Genomic DNA, 19881 nt, shown 5'->3' with positions numbered 1-19881 from the left:
TGCTCTAAAAAATAGGGATACTGCTTCTTTTCATGCGCCATGGTGCAAATTTTTGTTGCATGAGTGTCTACCCTGAAAATAAGCTCTGTTAAAAAGGGTTTTCCGAAGCTTATCGCTCGCTTTCCGCGGACGAACTGGCAAGTCCCTTTGCTCGTACCCGTCTTGCGGGGTCTTGCCAGACCGCTTTTCCGCAGGAGTCTCGCAAATTTCCTTCCAAAATCAACATTATCGTTTAACAGAGCCTTTATTTTAAAGAATGGAGGAGTTCAATAACTACTTTGATGTTACAGAAAAAACCATTGACAAGAGGCATCTTCCTAACTATGATAATGATAATTGTTATCAATTATATTTTTTGTTTTAATCATTTTAGGGAGGAATTATTTACAGATGTTTAAGAAAAAAAGGAAATTCGTTGTATTGATCTCAGCTATGATTCTGCTTTTATCGATTTCCCTTTTAGGTTGTACAAAGCAGGAAAGCAAGCAGACATCTAAGAAAGAAAAAAATGAACTCACCTTTTCATGGCCGAGGGATATAGGAGAAATGAATCCACATGTTTACAATCCTTCGCAAATGTTTGCCCAATCGATGATTTACGAGCCATTAATCAGTTATAAAGAGGGGGGAGAGCTTCAACCTGCTTTAGCTGAATCATGGAATATATCTGAGGATGGGAAGGAGTACACTTTTCATCTCCGCCAAAATGTAAAGTTTTCTGATGGAAGCAGCTTTAATGCTAATATTGTAAAAAAGAATTTTGATGCGATCATGAAAAATTCTGCCTTACATAGCTGGTTAAGGTTAATTACTGTTATTGATAAGACTGAGGCAGTGGACGAGAATACGTTCAAAATCACGTTAACAGAGCCATATTATCCAACATTGCAGGAACTAGCGGTAGTTCGTCCAGTGCGTTTCCTAGGAGAAGCTGGATTCCCTAAAGATGGGGATACATCTAAAGGTGTGGAAAAACCAATTGGAACCGGTCCATGGGTGCTAGAGGATTATAAAAAAGATGAATATGCGACATTTACTCATAATCCAAATTATTGGGGAGAAAAGCCGAAAGCTAAAAAAATAGTCGTGAAAATAATTCCTGATGCAGAGACAAGAGTACTTGCCTTTGAAAAAGGGGATTTAGATTTAATTTATGGCGAAGGTGCAATTAGCCTAGATGCCTTTAATCAATTGAAAGATTCAGGAAAATATGAAACGAGCATTTCTGACCCTGTTGCAACAAGACAGTTAGTAATGAATACAACTAAAGAGCAGCTTTCAGACGTAAAAGTGCGAGTAGCACTTCAACATGGTTTTAATAAACAAGCAATGGTGGATGGAGTTACTTCCGGACTGGAAGAGAAGGCGGACAATATTCTACCTGAAAACTTCCCATATACTGACATTGATGCAGCGCCTATTCATTACGATTTGAAAAAAGCAGAAGCATATTTAGATGAAGCAGGCTGGAAGCTGCCATCCGGAAAAACGATCCGTGAGAAAGATGGTAAAACGCTTGAGCTAGAATTGATGTATGAAAAGTCGGATCCAATTCAAAAAGCAATGGCAGAAACACTGCAAGCTGAATGGGCAACAATCGGCATCAAGTTAAATATTACAGGTGTTGAATTAACGGTTCAAATAAAAAGGTTCAAAGAAAACAACTTTGATTTGAATTTCTTTAGCAATTATGGAGCACCATATGATCCACATACTTTCGTTAACGTTGTTTCGAAGGAAGGATTTGGATTCTCTGAAGCGATAGCAAACTTGCCGATGAAACAAGAGCTAAATCAGCAAATACAGGATGTACTAAGGTCGACTGATGAGAAAAAACGACAAGAATTATACAGCTCTATACTGAAGACATTACAGGAGCAGGGAGCCATCTTGCCAATCTCTTATATTAAGAAAACAGCTGTGTATCAAAAAGATGTAAATGGCTTTACGTTCCCAGCCAATCGGGATGAAAATCCATTCTTAGGTGTTGGCATTGGTAATTAAACAGATGAAGGAAAATATATAGATTGTAAGGTATTAATGAAGAATTAAGAACGATATTTCCATGAAAATTAAAAAAACTAGCAAAGAAAAATTCATATTCTCTTTGCTAGTTTTTTACCATAACATTTCAATTACTATCCTCTAATGCAGCAAATCATCCCAAAACGACCTTTATATCACAGAAATAATCATTGACAATAGGAATCTTGATAACTATGATAATTCTAGTGATAATTATTATCAATTATTGTTATTATTTCATTCAGGAAGAAATGATGTACTAATGCTAAAGCAAGGATATTAAGAAAACAGCTGTGTATCAGAAAGATATTAATGGCTTTACATTCCAGCTAATCGTGATGAACATCCATTCACAGACATTAGTATTAAAAATTAAACAGCAGGAGGAATATCATGGGCAGCTACATTATGAAACGAATTTTTGCTATTATCCCTATTTTTCTGTTTGCCACACTTCTCACCTTCTTAATGATTCATCTTTCACCAGTCGATCCTGCGGAAGCTTATTTGACTGGTGCCCATATTCAGCCGACTGAGGAGATTTTGGAGCAGAAAAGACAGGAGTTCGGTCTAGATCAGCCGCTGCTCGTTCAATATATTCAATCTGTAATAAAGATATGCCAACTTGATTTTGGCATATCTTATCTTTCAAATGAACCTGTTTTGCAAGAGGTGATGGAGCGAATGCCTGCAACAGTCCAATTAGCTATAAGCAGCATTTGTTTAGCTATATTTGTCAGCGTCCCGCTTGGATTTTTAGCTGCAGTCAAAAAAAATAGTGCGATTGATCATTTCAGCCGAATTCTTGCCTTTTTCGGTGCTTCCATACCGCAGTTTTGGCTAGGATATTTATTGATTGTTTTGTTTGCTGTAAAACTTGATTTGCTTCCTGTGGAAGGAATAGGAACATGGCAGCATCTTATTCTTCCGTCGCTAACGTTGGCTTTGCCGCTGATTGCTATTTATACCCGTCTGCTTCGCATCAGTGTTTTGGAAAATTTGCAGGAGCCTTATGTGTTATATGCTAGAACGAGAGGCATCAACGAGAGAGTCATTATGGTAAAACATGTATTAAAAATTGCGATTTCACCAATGATTACAGGAATTGGGATGAATGTTGGCAAATTGCTTACCGGTACGATTATTGTCGAGTCCGTTTTTTCATGGCCTGGATTTGGACGCTATTTTATTGAGGCAATTTTTAATCGAGATATACCAGTAATCCAATGTTATGTGTTTTTTGCAGCTTGTTTGTTTATTTTGTGCAATCTGGTCGTAGATATGGTGCAAATGTATATGGACCCACGGATTTCTAGGAAAGGAGGAACGGACCAATGATGGTGAGAATAAAGAACATTCTTAAGAGTCCAAAGACTATTATTGTATGCTCGATTACGTTATTTATTCTTTTTATGCTGACAATCTTGGCTCCATGGATCTCTCCGCACGACCCGATTCAAGTGAATTTGACGCTCAAACTGCAGCCTCCATCACTTGAATATCCATTGGGTACCGATTATTTAGGAAGATGCAATCTCTCACGACTTTTATATGGTGCTCGCATTTCATTAGGTTTTGCGTCTCTGATTTTCCTTTCTTCATTAGGAATCGGTTTGCTTGTTGGAACATTTGCAGGTTACAAGGGGGGATGGATCGACCTTGTGCTGATGAGATTTTGTGAGGGCGTAATGGCGTTTCCAAACCTTGTTCTTATCCTAGGTTTAGTAGGGATATTCGGTCCTGGTCTGACACAAGTAATTTTAGCGATGATGCTTGTACAGTGGGTGTATTACGCTCGGATGTTTCGCGGCATCGTGCTTAGCTTTAAAGAAAAGGATTTTATTGCCGCTGCTAAAATAAATGGAACTTCACAATGGAAAATTATCAGGAAGCATATTATGCCAAATGTACTTCCGCCAATTGTTGTAATGGGAACGCTGGAAATGGGCTGGGCAATCATGGATATTTCTGCTCTGTCCTTTCTCGGATTCGGTATTCAGCCGCCTACACCAGAATGGGGGGCAATGATTCATGAAGGAAAAGCATATATACGAAGTAATCCTGAGTTAATGCTGTATCCAGGTATAATGATTATGCTTGTTGTTATCACATTTAATGTGTTAGGAGAAGCATTGTCAGAACGGTTTGGGGTAAAACGACGTTTTTTAAGAAGGAATGAGACTATTGATAGAGAAACAGCATAATGTTTTGCAAGTGAGCGGCCTAAATGTGACGGCAAAGACTTTAAATGGAACAGTTCCATTAGTGCAAGACATCCATTTTGAATTGCAGCCCGGGCGTGTGCTAGGTCTTGTAGGAGAAAGCGGCAGTGGCAAAACGATTACTTGTTTGTCTCTTCTTAAGCTTCTTGACTATAAGACCACTAGTGTAGAAGGAAGTATACGATTACATGGAAAAGAATTAAATATGTTGGGAAATAAGGAGATGAAACGGATTCGTGGTAAAGAAATGGCGCTTATTATGCAAAATCCAATGAACGCCTTTACTCCCGTCCGTACCATCGGAAATCAATTTATAGAAACAATTCGCACCCATACTGCTTTAACAAAGAAGGAAGCATGGGAACTTGCTGTCGCTTCTTTGCATGATGTGAATTTACCAAATCCTTCTGAGCTGATGCGACGATATCCTTTTCAATTAAGTGGTGGCATGTTGCAGCGGGTAATGATTGCGATGTCACTATCTTTAAAGCCATCCGTCATCATTGCCGATGAGCCAACAACCGCACTCGATGTAACGAACCAATTACAGGTTTTGCGTCTGTTGGATTCTATTCGTTCAAAATATGATGCGTCCATTTTATTAATTTCTCACGACCTCGGTGTTATTGCTGAAATGGCTGACGATGTTGCGGTTATGCACAAGGGAAGAATTGTAGAAAAAGCGGATGTTTACGAGCTGTTTGATAACCCACAGCATGAGTATACGAAAAAGTTACTTCATGCTAGACCTTCGTTAAACTTAAATAAGCAAGTTAGATTACTAGATTAGTTTTTTGAATAGGGGGTGGAAAAATGAGTTTACTGCAGGTGAAGGAAGTAACGCATACTTATAGTTCTTTTCGTTTATTTGGAAAAAAAGATCAAGGAAAAAAGGTGCTTTCAAACGTTTCTATTTCCATAGAACAAGGAATGTGTCTCGGGCTTCTCGGAATGAGTGGAGCAGGGAAAAGTACACTAGGCAAAGTGATTCTTGGATTAGAAAAGCCTCAAAAGGGTCAAGTTCTTTTTCAAGGGCATGATTTTTATCACACGGATCGGAATACGCGAAAACGACTTCGCCGCGATCTTCAAGTCGTGTTTCAAGATTGCTATTCTTCCGTCAATCCACGAATGACAGCAGAACAAATTATCGGTGAACCGCTGCAAAACTACGAAAGAATGTCTGTGGATGAACAAAAACAAACCATTGGAGAATTGTTAGAAAAAGTCGGGTTGAATAGTGGGGATATGCGGAAGTATCCTCATCAATTTAGTGGAGGACAGCTGCAAAGAATTAATATTGCAAGAGCGATTGCCTTAAAACCGAAATTAATTGTATTGGATGAGGCGGTAAGCAGTTTAGATATGGTCAATCAAACAAACATATTAGAGTTGTTAAACGAGTTGAAATCGGTATTTGGTCTCTCTTATCTTTTTATTACACACGACTTGAAAGCGGCCTATTCTATTTCCGACTCTTTGGCTGTAATGGAGAAAGGGGAAGTGGTCGAGCATTGCGATTATAAAGATCAATTTTTTTATTCTTCTCACCCCGCTGTGAAAACGCTCGTTTCGTCCATGCTTCCAGAGCATCCCCGCTACCGTACAAGAGGGAAGTGATAGGCAAAAAGAAGTGTACGAATGCATAGCGATTTTTTCTTAAGGCTGTTTTCTAAAAGTTTGTTGCTTTTTAATAAGTTGAAAAACCGTTTTGAATACGGAGCAGCTTGAATACACGTAGACTCTTACAGGATTAGCGAGACAGGCGAGACCCTACAGGAGTGAAACGACGAAGTGGCTCGGCGGCGGAAAGCGAAGTGTATTCAGGCTGGGGTTAAATAACAATAATCTATACGAAAAGAGCCTTTCTTAAATAGAAGAATAGATTACTAAAATATTAAAAAAAGATAAAAATATGTAAATTCTAATAGTAATAAATTGACGGTTAAATACTTTAGTTATATAATTATGAATGTATAAAAAAGGAAAAAATAAACAACATGAAGCGCTAAAAAGCCTCTAAGTATGATGATGTAAAGTTTACGATTCGGTAATCCCCGTTTTTTCAGTAACTCAATTATCAAATGCTTGTGAGGATATTTTTATGCGCTTTTTTATTTCTTTTTTATTCAAAAAATTATTTAATTGGAGGAATGGAAAATGGAAAAAATGTGCATGGATATGACAATGATGGTATGTATGGAAAGAATGATGTGTGAAATGAATTGTATGAAAATGATGATGGACAAGATGTCTGATATGGAAATGGATGAAATGATGTCAAAGATGCAAGAGTGCGATGAAATGATGACATCTATGATGAACATGATGGCTAAAATGAAAGAAAAAATCTAGTACATAGGAAGAATCACCTTATCTAAGATAAGGTGATTCTTTTAAATGCTGTTTTCTCAAGGTTTGTTATTTTTTACATAAAACATTTAGAAAAGCGTTTAAAAGCAACAACCTATACGAAAACAGACTTTTTAAATTAATAATATTTAAGCTAGGAAAACTACGTTATCTTTGGAGACTAATTCTTTGCTAAGCGAATCTGTTGGCTTAATGAAACACGCTGCTGCTTTAGCTCCCAAAGTTTATCTTGTAAATCTTTATTAGAAGACTGATTTCGTAATTGGTGATAAGCAGTAAGAATCTCTTCATTAATATGTTTGTATTTCTCCCAAAGGTTATCGATAATTAGAGATTCGTTTTGTGATAATGTGTTGTTATGGACATTTTTTAGTTTTTCGATAATTTCATGCTGCCATGAATCATCCCCGATACTTCCCGCATAAAGGTACAAATCTAAATAATCATTTACTTCAACGTGTGTCTTGCTAATATGCATAAAAATTCTCCTCTCAATATACAAAAACCCTCTTCCTAAGAAGAGGGTTTTTTTGTATAAAAAAGGCACCTCTTCTTATCGTCCAAAGCTAAGCTTTGTTGGAATTAGCACCATACAATTCAAAAGATTGTGGTTGCTGAGGTTTCATTGGGCCAGTCCCTCCACCTCTCTGGATAAGAGATTTTCGTGTGTTATTATTTATATTTTTTATTATTCTAACTAAAATACTCGGAACTGTCAATATCCTATTATTTAAGTGATCAAAAAAGAAACAAAATAGAAGAAAGACACCCTGAGCTTTTCTTAGTTTTCTAGCTTTTGTACGTCGACGGCTATTTCAAGAGTTTGGTTGGCCACTCCAAGGTAGCTGCCTTTTATCGGGACGATGTCTTTGTAGTCGCGGCCGTGGCCGATTTTTACGTAGCGCCAGTTGACTTTTCCGTTGTTGGTTGGGTCAAAGCCCAACCAGCCAATTCCCGGTACATACGCTTCTATCCATGCGTGGGAAGCCTGCTCAAAGTCAGCATGTCCACCTTGAAGATCACCGACGAAATGGTAGCCACTCACGTATCGAGCGGGGATGCCGAGGCTTTTGCACATGGAAATCATTAAGTGAGCGAAATCCTGGCATACTCCTCGTTTTAGTTTAAATGTGTCTGCGACAGTAGTTTGAACATCTGTTGCTTCAGGATCATACTTAAACTGTGTATAGATGGCTCTAGAGATGTTTTCAATAATTTGGTACACACTCGTAGCTTCTGAACTGTTTTTTGTATCTTCAGTGAATGCTTGTATTTTTGGAGTCAGAAATGTATAGGTCGTATTTGTTAAGTATTCAGCAAAATCGTTTTGGAACTGTTCACTTGCTAGGATTTTCAGCTCCTCATCTAACGGATATTCCTGCACATTCTTAATCTGCTCGTCATAAGTGGCAACAATCGAGTGTGTTTCGATCACAATTTCATCATGCGGATCTGCAATAGAAAAACTGTACACTCGGTTGCCAAAATAGTCCTCGTATGTAAACAAAGGCACCGTTGGATTAATGAAGACCGAATGGTGATGACAAGATTGGCGATCATTTGTACGAGGTGTTAATCGAACTTCATTTACACTATTAAAGACCGGTTCTTCATACCGATAACGGGTCATATGAGAAATTTGGATTTTCATACTCTTACCATCTCCTGTTGTGAAAATGCTCTTGAAATAAGGGCTCCTATTTCATTCGAAGACAATTGCAAGTCATCGAGCAGTTTTTGCAAAGAATTAGTCGAAATCTGGCGCCATTCTAAATAAGATACATGAGAAATTAATTTTTCCACCTTCCCCGCCGCTTTGTAATATAAAGAAGTATGAGGCAATATATGCTGGAACGCCTTTAAATGATTTTCCAAAGCGATTAATGAAGCATAATACGACCTTGGGAACACAGAACAACTTATTAAAAACTCTACAATTTTTCCCATTTGCAGATTATCTGCACACATGGTGCGAAACCCTTCATAGGCATTTAAGGATTTTAAAAAGGCACACATTTTGTGATATTGATCATTGCTGTGCACAAAATCGGAATCATAGAGAAATTCTTGATGAATAGATTGGAGCATTCTTACCGTATTCTCGGTTCGCTCCAAAAAGATTCCCATCTGCAGTACATGCCACTCACTTTGGCGAAGCATGGAGCATTCAAGGCTGTTATGGAATAAAGTGAGCCATTCCTTTAATTTTTGATAAAATAAGAAGGGTGTTTCCAACAGACAATCGCCAATATCTTTTTCCTGCATCCAAAGATAGAGAGCATTTAAGGCCTCCCACGATTCGCTCGGAAGTTTATCTCTGACGGCATGAGCATTCGTTCTAGCTTGTTTGATACAAGCGTAAATTGAATTGATATTTAACGAGTCAAAGGTGATATAGTGTAAAACCGTTTCTTCATTCGCTTCTGAATAATTCAGATAAAAATCCTTTTGACAATGAAAGCTTTCTAAAAGTCTTTCCCAAGCAAATTCAGCTTGGGCAGTATTTGTATTTACATCATGGCGCATATGATAACTAACTTGAATTAAACGTGTATGATTTTGAATTCTTTCCATGTATCGACCGATCCAAAATAATTGTTCTGCTGCACGATTAAGCATTATGTATTCCTACCTTTCTTCTACAAAAATCAAGTGTGAGGGGTGTTTTACTCCGCAAGCTAACACCATTATTCTAAAACCCAAGTATCCTTGCTTCCACCACCTTGAGAGGAGTTTACAACTAAGGATCCTTCCTTCAAAGCAACCCTTGTTAACCCGCCAGGAACTACGCTGATTTCTTTTCCTGCGATCACAAATGCACGTAAGTCAATGTGCCGCGGTTTAATTTTTTCTCCAATAAGAGAGGGAGCTGTGGAAAGTTTAATCGTTGGCTGTGCAATGTATCGGCTTGGATCCTGCCTAATATTCTCAGCGAACAAAGCAATCTCTTCTTCCGTTGCTTTAGGTCCGATTAACATCCCGTATCCGCCTGAAAGAGAGGTTTCTTTTACAACAAGCTCCGATAAATGATTCAAAACATATTCTCGTTCATCTTGACGAGAGAGAATATAAGTAGGAACATTTTTTAAAATCGGTTCTTCATTTAAGTAATAGCGAATCATATCTGGTACATAAGCGTATATAGCTTTATCATCAGCTACACCCGTACCAGGTGCATTGGTGATGGTAACATTTCCTGCTCGGTAAGCATTCATGAGTCCTGCAACTCCTAGCAAGGAATCCGGCAGAAAAGCAAGAGGATCTAAATAATCATCATCCAATCTCCGGTATATGACATCTACTTGTTCTAGACCATGAAAACTTTTCATATATACTTTATGATCAATTACGACAAGATCTGGGCCCTCTACTAGTTCAATCCCCATCTCTTGAGCAAGGAAGCAATGTTCATAATAAGCTGAATTGTAGCGGCCTGGTGTCAATAGGACCACTTTAGGATTCCTCTTACTGCCTTGAGCCATACTTCTTAGACCGGATAATAGATGGTTTAATCCATGATCCATACAGCGAACTTGATTATGAAACAATAATTCAGGTAAACATTGGCTCATAAGCTGACGATTCTTGTATAAGTAAGAGATGCCAGAAGGAGTCCGTAAATTATCTTCTAAAACAAAGAACTCCCCATTTTCATCTCGAATTAAATCAATGCCGGATAACGTTATATACGTATTTTCAGGAACTTGGACATTCATCATTTCTGGGCGGAAATAACAGTTTGTGACAATTAGCTTTCTAGGAATAATATTATCGCGTACGATGTTTTGTTCATGATAAATATCGTAAATAAATTGATTTAATGCAGCTACTCTTTGTTTCAAACCTTTTTCAAGGAAGCTCCATTCTTCTGCCGTTAAAATACGGGGAATGGTATCAAATGGAATTGTGCGTTCAAGGGGATCGCCATACTGTTCTTGATACAACGTGAAGGTGATTCCTTGCTTCACCATTAGAGCTTCAGTGGACAGCTGCCGTTTGATTAATTCCTCAGAGCCCATTTCTTGCAGCTGATGATAAACTTGCTTGTAATATTCTCTTACTTCATTAGTTGGTGAGAACATCTCATCATAAAATGATGCAACGTTATACTCTGAGAATAGTTGTTTTTCTGTTAAATTCACTGTTCATTCCCCCTGAAAAAGAAAGTTTTGTTAATGTTTTCTGAAAATTGCGACCATTTATGTCGTTATTTTACTATGCTGACAGTGTTAAGGAAAGGTTTTTTTTTAGATATAAGAAAATTTTTTTTTAGGCATCTTGGTGTCTAGCTCCGGCGCCTAGCCCCTGTGAAAGATAACCTCTTGTCTCTAAAAGTAAAGAGCACTTTTTGAGCCAAGAGAACATTTTTCTTCGGGCTGATCAAGACGCCTGCGCTTTTCTTATCAAGCAATGGTTTTTTCTTGGTTCTCCATCTCTTTATTTACTTGCTTGCCTGCTTGAAGATATTCGGTCTCAAACCCGCTCTTTATAGCCCAAAGATAAAAACCAAAGGATAGACAAGCGATGAGAAGCATATCCCAGCCATATGGAATGATATTTAATCCGCCAAATTTTTCACTGCCTAAATAAGAAATGAGGATCATACATAATAAGTAGCAAACCATCCAAATTCCTGCTGAAAAATTCCTTTTAAATCCTGCCCATTTTATTTTTGCTTGATAATAGAAATAGATAGGGAGGCCAATCAGAATAATGAATAAAACTTCTCCGGTAAGCGGCCAGCGTGCCCAATATAATGTTAAGGAAGCAAAAACAAATCCTAGCGGTGCAATGATGCTCAAGCCTTTTAAACGCAATGGTCTGTATAAATCCTTTCCCGTTCTTCTGAGTGTCATTGCAGTAACTGGACCCGTAACATAGGAAATAAGAGTAGCAACGGATATTACTTCTGCTAAAACACCCCATCCCCTAAATAAATACAAAAACAAAAACGATACTCCTAAATTTAATAACATGGCAGGACGAGGAATCCCATAAATCGGATGAATGCTTCCTAATCCTTTTGGTAAATATTCGTTCTTTTGCATACCGTATACCATTCGTGCAGTAGTAGCTGTATAAGTGATTCCTGTCCCAGATGGAGATATAAAAGCATCTGCATATAATAGTATGACAAGGAAATTAATATTAAGAGCAATAGCCAAGTCGGCAAACGGAGAGTTAAAGTTTAAATGACTCCATCCATTTAAGAGCATACTAGGATCAACAGCACCGATGAAAGCAACTTGAAGCAGCACATAAATGACAGTTGCAATTAATACCGAACCGACAACGGCAATTGGAATGGAGCGTCCAGGGTTCTTTGCTTCTCCTGCCATATTGATCGGACTTTGAAAACCATTAAATGCAAACACAATTCCAGAGGTGGCAACGGCTGTAAACACACTCGCCCATCCATTGGGAGCGACACTATGTTCATATGTAAAGTTACTTCCATGAAATCCAACAAATAAGAGGGATCCAATGGTAAGCCCAGGAATGATTATTTTAAAAATGGTAATAAGAGAGTTCGCTTTTGAAAACAAGTTGACTGTCCAGTAATTTAAGAAAAAATAGATAAGAAGCAAGACTGAAGCAATAGCTAAGCCACCTGCAGTAAGACTTCCTTTTTCTACTAAACCATGCGTCCATTGTGCCCATTCCCAAGGCCATGAACTCATATATTGAACAGAAGCGATTGCTTCAACAGGTACAACAGATACAATGGCAATCCAGTTTGCCCAAGCAGCAATAAATCCCATAAAAGAGCCGTGAGAGTATTGGGTATACTTCACCATTCCGCCTGCTTCAGGAAACATAGCACCTAATTCACTATAAGATAGTGCGATAAATAGAATGACAACCATTCCGATAATCCATGAAAAAATTGCAGCAGGTCCAGCAATTTGAGCAGCTCTCCAAGCCCCGAATAACCAACCTGATCCAATGATCGAACCAATTCCGACCATCATTAAAGAGAATATTCCCATCTTTCTGTGTAATTGATTCACGTGTTAAACCCCTTCCAAATAGTTCTAGTCATGTTAAAACATTCTGTTCCTATCTAAGTTGGATTAAGTTTTACCAAAGCAATATTAGTGTTTGGGCAGTACCACTAATAAATGTTATTACAAAACTCACCTCCAGATGGATAAATTTAACGTTCGTTAAGAATGATTACTTATGATGTAATGTTTGTTAAATTTATGAAAAAATTCTTTTTTATTCTATTATGTAACATACAAAAAATAACAAAAAAAGACATGAGTAATCAAAAAATATTTAATAATATTCTGAAAATTTTAAAAAATCAAGAGGGTGGATTCTTAAAAAAGAGAAGAGAGATAAAGTCAGGTCAGAAATGTTAACATGGAGAGGAAGGGAAACCATGCTGAAGCTTAATCGAAAGAGGGATTCTTTGTGAACAACTTTACGATATACATTAAAAGGTAAGCTCCTGTTCATACTAATATGGGGAGGTATACTTTTTATGTTACAAATATGGATGGCAGGTTTTTTGTTATTAGCTCAACCTGTAGAGCTTCCTAACAGCTTAACAGTGACTCAGCAAGGGCAGACGATTACCATTATTAACCGTGAAAACTTTACAATGCCCTTTCCAGGTACTCCAATAGTTAATGGCGAAAAATACGATCAATTCATCAATAAACTTGATCAGCAAATTTATCATGCTCCTATAAATGCCACGATCAACGAGCAGGGAAGCATCGTCCCAGAACAGGTAGGCTACAGACTTGATAGGCAGCGGTTTAAGGAGCAATTTTATACTTATTTCTTTGGGAAAGGATCCTTTAAGGTAGAAGTGCCGGAAATGGACATTTATCCGAAAGTTGACAGCGAGATTCTTGCTCATATCCGGGTAAAACAAATTGGTCAGTACGTGACATATTTTAATTCTAACAATAAAAGTCGTTCACATAATATCTCACTTGCCGCAAAAGCAATTGACAATCATGTTGTTTTTCCTAATGAAACGTTTTCGTTTAATCAAGTTGTAGGAATGAGAACACCAGACAAGGGATATATGCGAGCTCCTATAATTGTTAGAGGGGAGTTTTCTGAAGGAGTTGGAGGGGGAATTTGTCAAGTATCATCAACATTGTTTAATGCTGTAGATCACGCCGGGTTAAGAATCGTGCAGCGTTATTCCCATAGCAGGCGAGTACCTTACGTTCCATCTGGACGTGATGCTACGGTAAGCTGGTACGGACCCGACTTTCGCTTTCAAAACAAATTTAACCAGCCGATATTGATTCGGGCTAAAGGAAATAGAGGAAGTATGGTTGTTACACTTTACTCGTCTGAAGTGATTAATTATGAACCTCGAAAAGTCCCCAAGGTATCATCTCGGTTGCCAAAAGAAACCAATGCAGAATTGGACATGCATATTTCTAGTTCACCAAGTAATGATAAATCATAAATCCATAATGGCATTGGATTAAGATTTTATGAAAGAGCCTGTTTTAATACTTAGATATCGTTAATTTTGTATCTATTTTTATGATTCAAATAAAGAGAGCCGCTTTAGAAATAACGGCTCTTTTACTCCTGAAAATTAAATCATCACTCTATTATAAAAAGCTTCATTATTTTGCGTTCTCTTCCCTTGCCTGATTTCGTCTAGCAGCAAAAACTTCGGTAGCTACTGTTAAAATCGTATTTAATGCGACTGGAAAGCCTGCATAAATAAGCATTTGCATCATCGCTTCGACAATTTCTTCTTCTGTCCATCCGACATTTAGCGCTCCGTTAATATAAAACTTTAATTGTTCTGTATTTCCTAAAGCAGTTAGGCCAGCAACTGTTGCTAAAAGGCGGGATTTTAAATCTAATCCTGGTCTGGAAAAGATTTGTCCATAATTAAATTCGACTGCTAAAGTTCCTAAATCAGGGGATACGGAATCTTTAAATGATTCTACAATTTTTTCATAATTGTCCGGATCAATTTTTGCTAGTATTTCCAACCCTTTTTGATAATTTTCAGTAGTCATTGAACATTACTTCCTTTCTCAACGATTTTTTGTTCTTTAGTAAAATTAATTAAGGAGCAAAAAGCAATGCCTATCATAAGAATTCCGACAGAACATACTCCATACCAATGCCATTTGCTCCAAGCAAACACGCCTAAGTATGACCCTAAAGCTCCGCCTAAAAATGTAGATACCATGTATAAGCCATTTAATCGGCTTCTTTTTTCAGGAGATAATTGAAAAATAATCGCTTGGCAAGCCACTTGATTTGCCTGTGTCCCAATCGTAATGAATAGCGCACCAATAATTAATCCAGGCAGCCAAAAACCTAAAAATGTAAAGATGAAAAAGGAGATTAGAGATATTGACATACATAAAGTATTGGCAAATGCTGCCCCTTTTTGATCAATAATTTTACCAATGATAGGTGTGGCGAATGCTCCTGCTATTCCCACTAAGCCGATTAACCCTGCTATATTACTTCCATATGAATAGGGAGGACTGCTTATTAAAAATATTAGCGTGGTCCAAAAGACACTAAATGCTCCAAACATCATTCCTTGGCTAAGGCAAGCTTTTTGCAAAACTTTTTCTTTTATAAATAAAGGTCCTAAAGAAGTGAGTAGTTTTTTATAATGCATGGACTGATTTCCTTTGCTTCTTGGAAGATACAAGGCAATTAAACCAATCATAATGATAGTGCCTGTAAAAGATATCCAATACATTGATCTCCATCCAAAATGGGAATCTACAAAACCACTAATAAATCTTGCTCCCAAAATTCCACATACTAGGCCAATCGCTACATTTCCCAACACTTTTCCTCTGTTGCTTTCTAAAGCTAAATTTGCAGCAAGTGGAACAATAATTTGTGGAATAATGGTTACAAACCCAAGTATTAAGTTTGCCACAATCAGCCACAAAACGTTCATGGACAAAGCAGCTGCGGCTAGAATGATTGATACAATAGTTAACAGGCTTAAAATTAATTTTTTTCGTTCAAATATGTCGCCTAGTGGGACTAAAAAAAGATTTCCTAAAGCGTAGCCTACTTGCGTTAATGTGGCGACAATTCCAATACTTGCTTCAGAAACACGAAATGTATTTGCCATACTAACTAAGAGCGTTTGATTTACATACACATTAGCAACAGTAAAACCGCAAGCTATTGTCATTACAAGAACTAATTTTTTTGTAAGTACAGGAAAATCTTCCATGATTTTCACCTCCTTCCTCTTTCAGAATAGAGGAGGAGTTATAATAGGAATAGGAGTGTATTCATACTATTAGTAAAACTACCACTAATAGAGGTTGTTCAAAAAGGCACCAAATGATAAGCCAAAAATCTCTTCGTTGGCTTGCTTTTCCGATTTTTGAACACACACTAATGGGGGGGATTCCATGTTGGGTGATAAAGAAAGAAGAAAAGAATTAGGGGGTTTTTTAAAAACGAGGCGGGCGCGTTTATCTCCGCAAGATGTTGGTTTGCCAATTGGGCCGCGCAGGAAAATAAAAGGGCTGCGCCGAGAAGAAGTAGCGCAACTTGCAGGGATAGGAATCACTTGGTATACATGGTTAGAGCAAGGGCGTGATATTCAAGTATCATCAGAGGTATTGGAGTCTATTTCTCGTGTTTTCAGGTTAAATGAAGAGGAAAAAGAGCATCTATTTTTATTGGCAAATCAGCCATTGTTTTCGAAAGCGGGAAAACCGCTCGTTGACAGTGTAAATAGCGCTGTGGAAAATTTGTTGAGTCAATTAGAGTTCTGCCCTACATATGTAACAGATGAAAAGCTGAACATCGTAAACTGGAATAAAGCGGCTGCTGTGGTGTTTGGTGACTTTAACAAAATGGATAACAAAGATCGTAATGCTGTCTATCGCTGCTTTATATCAAAAGAATACCGAGCGCTATTTCTTAATTGGGAGGATCATGCCCAAAGGCTAATCGCCCAATTTCGTTTAGTTTATACACGTTTTATTGGCGATGAATGGTTTAAGGATATGATCGAAGAACTTACTGAGAAGAGTGCTGAGTTTCGTGCATGGTGGCCTAAACATGAAGTGTTAGGCAATCCATTTGGCAAAAAAACAATCGTGCATCCTTTAGTCGGAGAGATGGTCATGAACCATATTACACTTCAAGTATACGATGCCCCTGAACTAAAATTAACCATCTATCAACCTTGCCAAGAAAGAGAGACAGAACAGAAATTAAAGCGGTTGTTAAACGGTTAAAGACTAAGGGTGCCTGCCCCTAAATGCTATTAAGCAATGGGGGACAATCACCCTTATTAAAATTATTGTTACTACTTTACTGCTGTTAACAACGCTACCATCTCAGCAGGTTCTACTCTATTTCGATAATCTGGATCGACATTTGCGAATTGAATGTTTCCGTTTTGATCAATAAGGAAGGTTGCTGGCACTGGAAGCTTCCAAGCATCATTCCCATTATGAGCTGGTACGTCAAGGCCGGACTGCTTGTATATTTCAATAAGAAAATCAGGCATTTTAAATAATAAGTTGTAGTTTTCAGCAGTGCTTCCATTAGGATCACTTAGCACAAAAAATTCTAATTCATTCTTTTCTTTCGTCGTAAGAGATGCGTCAGGAGTTTGTGGACTAATTGCAATTAATTGAGCTCCTGCTTCTTTAATTGCAGGAAGGACACGTTGATATGCTTTTAATTCAAGGTTGCAATATGGACACCATGCTCCACGATAAAATGTTAAGATAACTGGTCCTTTTTCCAATTCTTCATATAATGTAATGTCAGCGCCAGTTGCATCTTTAAGTGTAAAATTAGGTGCTTGGTCATTCACTTTTAATCCTTTTGCGATTCCTGAGTCTGCTAATTCCTTCGTAGCTTGCTCCATCATATTTTGTTTTTTAAGAGGAGCCTTTTTTTTGAAGCTTTCTTTATACTGATTTATTTCTTCTTGTAGAGTTGACAAGTTTATTCCCCCATTCTTTTTACCTACCGGTTGGTACAGTTTTTAGAATAACAAATGTTCTTGCATTTCACAAGGGGAAAAAAGGGGCGGAACTGCGCTAAATATAAAAGTACCGATATAAATAAGTACTCAGGGTATTTCACTTTTTCTAGTTAAAGAATGGTTTAGCTCCGCTTACACTGCTTTTTTTTATCATAGTTGAGCGAGAAGACTCCTTCCTCAAGGAACAAAGAGAGTAGGTGGGAGATGAATCGCCTTCTTTTTTTTGTTTAAAAGAAGATATAACTGGAACGTTTGTTCTTGTTTTGGTAAAATATTCTTATTAAAAGAAGGAGGTGAAACAAATGCCAACCATTACGATTAAACTGCCCTTGTTCCAACCAACAAAAGTGAAAGAAACGATGTACGAAACGATGCAACAAAACTTTTCAGAAGCTTGTAATATAGCTATTCAATACAAAAAAGAAAATCCTGCAGTAACAAAGTCGGAATTGGATAAAAGCTTAGCTCCTATTGAACTGCCTTCTACCCTCATTCAAGAAGCTAGAAAACTAGCGCTAAGTCGTTATGAAGACTGGAAAAAGAATCAGAAAACGAAAGGTTTTCCTTCTTTTCGCAGAAGAATATCCATTCTATTTAATAACCAAAATTGGAGACTAAGACAGGATAATGGTTATCTTAAGTTGGGGATTCCTACCATTGAGAAGGGGAATCTTACAATAGATAAATACGTTCCTTTAAAGACCAATGCGTATACTCTTTTTTGGATTGATTTTCTTTTGACGGGGGAAATAGACAAAACCTCTTCATTCTTTCAAGCATCCTATGACAATATTTCCAAATTAAAAAAAGGGAACGGGCAATTGTTCTATAAGAAAGGAAAATGGTATTTTTCTTTTGCGCTTTCGTTTGAATTAGAGAAAAAGTCTACAGGTACAAAATCTATTGGGGTTGATAGAGGACTAAAATATATTGCGGTAGCTGGAGATAGGGAAATAGGCAAGTATATTCATTTTAACGGAAAACAGATTGGTCATATTCGTAGAAAATTTTTTAAACTTCGCAGAAAAATTCAAAAAGCGAAAAATACGAAAGCGTTGAAACGATTAGAAAATAAAGAACAACGTATCATTCAATACTGGAATCATGTCATCTCAAAGAAAATGGTTCAGTTTGCTAAAGATTGTGGTGCTTCTATCATTAAAATCGAAGACCTTTCTTCTATTCGCTCTATGAAAAAATATTGGAAAAAAAGCGACAGAAATATTCATTCCTGGGCTTTCTTTGACTTAGAAACAAAACTTATATACAAAGCACAATTAGCCGAGCTGGAAGTGCAAAAAGTAGATCCGTACAAAACGAGTCAAGAATGCTCCATATGTGGACATACACAAAAAAAGAACCGTCGAGGGTCTTTGTATACATGTTCGTGTGGACATAAACAAAATGCAGATGTCAATGCAAGTTTTGTTATATCTACACGACCATCAAAAGATATAACTGCGGCTTAAAACCGCTGTAAAGGATTCAATGTCCTTCACAAGGCTCCTGACTGAGCTGTACACCTAACTGATGATTCCCTACCGTTCTTTGTTATTGGAAATAACGTGCGGAATGGGAGGAAGTAAGGGTAACACCAAAGGCACTGACGGTTTGTAACGCAGTGAAATCCCTTTGGAATCCCCTTCCTCAAAAAACGTTAACATTTTAGGTGGGGGAGGATGTCAAACAAGATGATACTGTTTACGAACTGAGTCAAGAATATTTTTTAACACATCTGTATTTAATTGATTCTTCATCAACAGAATGCCGCCTTCAATCATGGCAATCATGGTTTCAGCATCTTTTTTTGCATGGAAAGTGGGATCAAGATTATTTATCTCCTCTAAATTTTCTGCAATGGCTTCTGCCCAACGATCAAAATATTGTTGAATTTTTAAACGATAGCTTTCGTCATGTTCACTCATTTCAATAGCTAAATTGCCGATAGGACATCCAGGCTTGTTCTCTTTTTCTGTATGGCATTCAAATATCCAATCAAGCATTTTATTTAGCTTTGCTTTAGGATCTTCAGCTGTTTTTAAAATCTTTTCGATTAATTTAAGATCTCGTTCTTGAATGAGTTGGTCAATTACGGCTAAACCAAGGTCATGCTTGGAAGAAAAGTAATGATAAAATTGTCCTTTTCCAATATTGGCAGCGGAGAGAATATCACTAATAGATGTGGCTTGATAGCCTTTCGAATGGATAATATGCTGTGCTGATAAAATAATTTCTTGTTTCTTTGACATTGCTCAAACACCCTCACATAAA

At 37.4% G+C, this 19881-nt stretch carries 18 protein-coding genes and 1 riboswitch; of the genes, 9 read left to right on the top strand and 9 right to left on the bottom strand.

What is annotated here, in order from left to right; genetic code table 11:
• Positions 1 to 390: 390 nt before the first annotated feature.
• From nikA to ACTYA4_RS14195, 6 genes are all read left to right on the top strand, one after another.
• Positions 391 to 2004, top strand: a complete 1614-nt coding sequence (gene nikA, locus ACTYA4_RS14220) for a nickel ABC transporter substrate-binding protein (protein WP_443482551.1) — start codon at positions 391 to 393, stop codon at positions 2002 to 2004.
• 414 nt (positions 2005 to 2418) lie between these two features.
• Entirely contained in the window at positions 2419 to 3363 is a 945-nt protein-coding gene (gene nikB, locus ACTYA4_RS14215; protein ID WP_443482550.1) for a nickel ABC transporter permease subunit NikB, read from the top strand.
• Positions 3363 to 4229: a nickel ABC transporter permease subunit NikC gene (gene nikC, locus ACTYA4_RS14210; protein ID WP_443482558.1), complete on the top strand. Its 867-nt coding sequence runs from the start codon at positions 3363 to 3365 to the stop codon at positions 4227 to 4229. The genes nikB and nikC overlap by 1 nt, the downstream gene beginning before the upstream one ends.
• Positions 4210 to 5037 (top strand): nickel import ATP-binding protein NikD, encoded by an 828-nt coding sequence (gene nikD / locus ACTYA4_RS14205; protein WP_443482549.1) that lies wholly within the window; start codon positions 4210 to 4212, stop codon positions 5035 to 5037. Before nikC ends, nikD begins: the two co-directional genes overlap by 20 nt.
• Positions 5038 to 5060: 23 nt before the next feature.
• Positions 5061 to 5867, top strand: a complete 807-nt coding sequence (nikE, locus tag ACTYA4_RS14200; protein WP_443482548.1) for a nickel import ATP-binding protein NikE — start codon at positions 5061 to 5063, stop codon at positions 5865 to 5867.
• A gap of 540 nt (positions 5868 to 6407) precedes the next feature.
• Positions 6408 to 6602, top strand: coding sequence for a hypothetical protein (locus ACTYA4_RS14195; RefSeq protein ID WP_445505698.1), 195 nt, complete (start codon positions 6408 to 6410; stop codon positions 6600 to 6602).
• Positions 6603 to 6780: 178 nt separating this feature from the next.
• Here ACTYA4_RS14195 and ACTYA4_RS14190 read toward each other — a convergent pair whose 3' ends face one another.
• The 5 genes from ACTYA4_RS14190 to aimA form a co-directional block, all read right to left on the bottom strand.
• Entirely contained in the window at positions 6781 to 7098 is a 318-nt protein-coding gene (locus ACTYA4_RS14190; RefSeq protein ID WP_443482546.1) for a hypothetical protein, read from the bottom strand.
• Between the two features lie 72 nt (positions 7099 to 7170).
• A riboswitch (SAM riboswitch) is annotated at positions 7171 to 7278 on the bottom strand.
• Positions 7279 to 7401: 123 nt separating this feature from the next.
• Positions 7402 to 8250 carry a transglutaminase family protein gene (locus tag ACTYA4_RS14185; protein ID WP_443482545.1) on the bottom strand — a complete coding sequence of 283 codons (849 nt, stop codon included), beginning with the start codon at positions 8248 to 8250 and terminating at the stop codon, positions 7402 to 7404.
• A gap of 17 nt (positions 8251 to 8267) precedes the next feature.
• Positions 8268 to 9239: an alpha-E domain-containing protein gene (locus tag ACTYA4_RS14180; RefSeq protein WP_443482544.1), complete on the bottom strand. Its 972-nt coding sequence runs from the start codon at positions 9237 to 9239 to the stop codon at positions 8268 to 8270.
• Between the two features lie 68 nt (positions 9240 to 9307).
• The gene (locus ACTYA4_RS14175; protein WP_443482557.1) at positions 9308 to 10702 is read right to left on the bottom strand and encodes a circularly permuted type 2 ATP-grasp protein; all 1395 of its coding nucleotides are present in this window, start codon (positions 10700 to 10702) and stop codon (positions 9308 to 9310) included.
• A gap of 321 nt (positions 10703 to 11023) precedes the next feature.
• Positions 11024 to 12631, bottom strand: coding sequence for a glutamate/serine transporter AimA (gene aimA, locus ACTYA4_RS14170; RefSeq protein ID WP_443482543.1), 1608 nt, complete (start codon positions 12629 to 12631; stop codon positions 11024 to 11026).
• 479 nt (positions 12632 to 13110) lie between these two features.
• Here aimA and ACTYA4_RS14165 point away from each other — a divergent pair, with 479 nt between their 5' ends.
• Entirely contained in the window at positions 13111 to 14061 is a 951-nt protein-coding gene (locus tag ACTYA4_RS14165; protein ID WP_443482542.1) for a VanW family protein, read from the top strand.
• A gap of 166 nt (positions 14062 to 14227) precedes the next feature.
• Here the strand turns inward: ACTYA4_RS14165 and ACTYA4_RS14160 are convergent, their stop codons facing one another.
• Complete coding sequence (locus tag ACTYA4_RS14160; protein WP_443482541.1) at positions 14228 to 14632, bottom strand: carboxymuconolactone decarboxylase family protein; 405 nt, start codon at positions 14630 to 14632, stop codon at positions 14228 to 14230.
• Complete coding sequence (locus ACTYA4_RS14155; RefSeq protein ID WP_443482540.1) at positions 14629 to 15828, bottom strand: MFS transporter; 1200 nt, start codon at positions 15826 to 15828, stop codon at positions 14629 to 14631. The genes ACTYA4_RS14160 and ACTYA4_RS14155 overlap by 4 nt, the downstream gene beginning before the upstream one ends.
• A gap of 184 nt (positions 15829 to 16012) precedes the next feature.
• Between ACTYA4_RS14155 and ACTYA4_RS14150 the strand changes: the two genes are divergently transcribed.
• Complete coding sequence (locus ACTYA4_RS14150) at positions 16013 to 16849, top strand: helix-turn-helix transcriptional regulator (RefSeq protein WP_443482539.1); 837 nt, start codon at positions 16013 to 16015, stop codon at positions 16847 to 16849.
• Positions 16850 to 16920: 71 nt separating this feature from the next.
• Here the strand turns inward: ACTYA4_RS14150 and ACTYA4_RS14145 are convergent, their stop codons facing one another.
• A complete protein-coding gene (locus ACTYA4_RS14145; protein ID WP_443482538.1) occupies positions 16921 to 17568 on the bottom strand; it encodes a peroxiredoxin-like family protein in 648 nt (215 codons plus the stop codon).
• Between the two features lie 344 nt (positions 17569 to 17912).
• On the opposite strand from ACTYA4_RS14145, the gene ACTYA4_RS14140 reads away from it, so the two are divergent.
• On the top strand, positions 17913 to 19079 hold the full coding sequence (locus ACTYA4_RS14140; RefSeq protein WP_445505697.1) for an RNA-guided endonuclease InsQ/TnpB family protein: 1167 nt from the start codon (positions 17913 to 17915) through the stop codon (positions 19077 to 19079).
• Between the two features lie 213 nt (positions 19080 to 19292).
• Here ACTYA4_RS14140 and ACTYA4_RS14135 read toward each other — a convergent pair whose 3' ends face one another.
• The gene (locus ACTYA4_RS14135) at positions 19293 to 19859 is read right to left on the bottom strand and encodes a TetR/AcrR family transcriptional regulator (RefSeq protein ID WP_443482536.1); all 567 of its coding nucleotides are present in this window, start codon (positions 19857 to 19859) and stop codon (positions 19293 to 19295) included.
• Between the last annotated feature and the right edge of the window lie 22 nt (positions 19860 to 19881).

This window comes from Niallia yueguangensis, assembly GCF_052663115.1.
This window is presented reverse-complemented; position numbering and strand designations above follow the sequence as displayed.

Excerpts from the sequence above, each read along its gene's own strand:
- ACTYA4_RS14155 (WP_443482540.1), bottom strand. The coding sequence starts at position 15,828 with ATGGAAGATTTTCCTGTACTTACAAAAAAATTAGTTCTTGTAATGACA.
- ACTYA4_RS14165 (WP_443482542.1), top strand. The coding sequence starts at position 13,111 with ATGTTACAAATATGGATGGCAGGTTTTTTGTTATTAGCTCAACCTGTA.
- nikA (WP_443482551.1), top strand. The coding sequence starts at position 391 with ATGTTTAAGAAAAAAAGGAAATTCGTTGTATTGATCTCAGCTATGATT.
- ACTYA4_RS14185 (WP_443482545.1), bottom strand. The coding sequence starts at position 8,250 with ATGACCCGTTATCGGTATGAAGAACCGGTCTTTAATAGTGTAAATGAA.
- nikB (WP_443482550.1), top strand. The coding sequence starts at position 2,419 with ATGGGCAGCTACATTATGAAACGAATTTTTGCTATTATCCCTATTTTT.
- ACTYA4_RS14195 (WP_445505698.1), top strand. The coding sequence starts at position 6,408 with ATGGAAAAAATGTGCATGGATATGACAATGATGGTATGTATGGAAAGA.
- ACTYA4_RS14160 (WP_443482541.1), bottom strand. The coding sequence starts at position 14,632 with ATGACTACTGAAAATTATCAAAAAGGGTTGGAAATACTAGCAAAAATT.
- ACTYA4_RS14190 (WP_443482546.1), bottom strand. The coding sequence starts at position 7,098 with ATGCATATTAGCAAGACACACGTTGAAGTAAATGATTATTTAGATTTG.
- ACTYA4_RS14150 (WP_443482539.1), top strand. The coding sequence starts at position 16,013 with ATGTTGGGTGATAAAGAAAGAAGAAAAGAATTAGGGGGTTTTTTAAAA.
- nikC (WP_443482558.1), top strand. The coding sequence starts at position 3,363 with ATGGTGAGAATAAAGAACATTCTTAAGAGTCCAAAGACTATTATTGTA.
- ACTYA4_RS14180 (WP_443482544.1), bottom strand. The coding sequence starts at position 9,239 with ATGCTTAATCGTGCAGCAGAACAATTATTTTGGATCGGTCGATACATG.
- ACTYA4_RS14140 (WP_445505697.1), top strand. The coding sequence starts at position 17,913 with ATGCCAACCATTACGATTAAACTGCCCTTGTTCCAACCAACAAAAGTG.
- ACTYA4_RS14135 (WP_443482536.1), bottom strand. The coding sequence starts at position 19,859 with ATGTCAAAGAAACAAGAAATTATTTTATCAGCACAGCATATTATCCAT.
- ACTYA4_RS14175 (WP_443482557.1), bottom strand. The coding sequence starts at position 10,702 with ATGTTCTCACCAACTAATGAAGTAAGAGAATATTACAAGCAAGTTTAT.
- nikE (WP_443482548.1), top strand. The coding sequence starts at position 5,061 with ATGAGTTTACTGCAGGTGAAGGAAGTAACGCATACTTATAGTTCTTTT.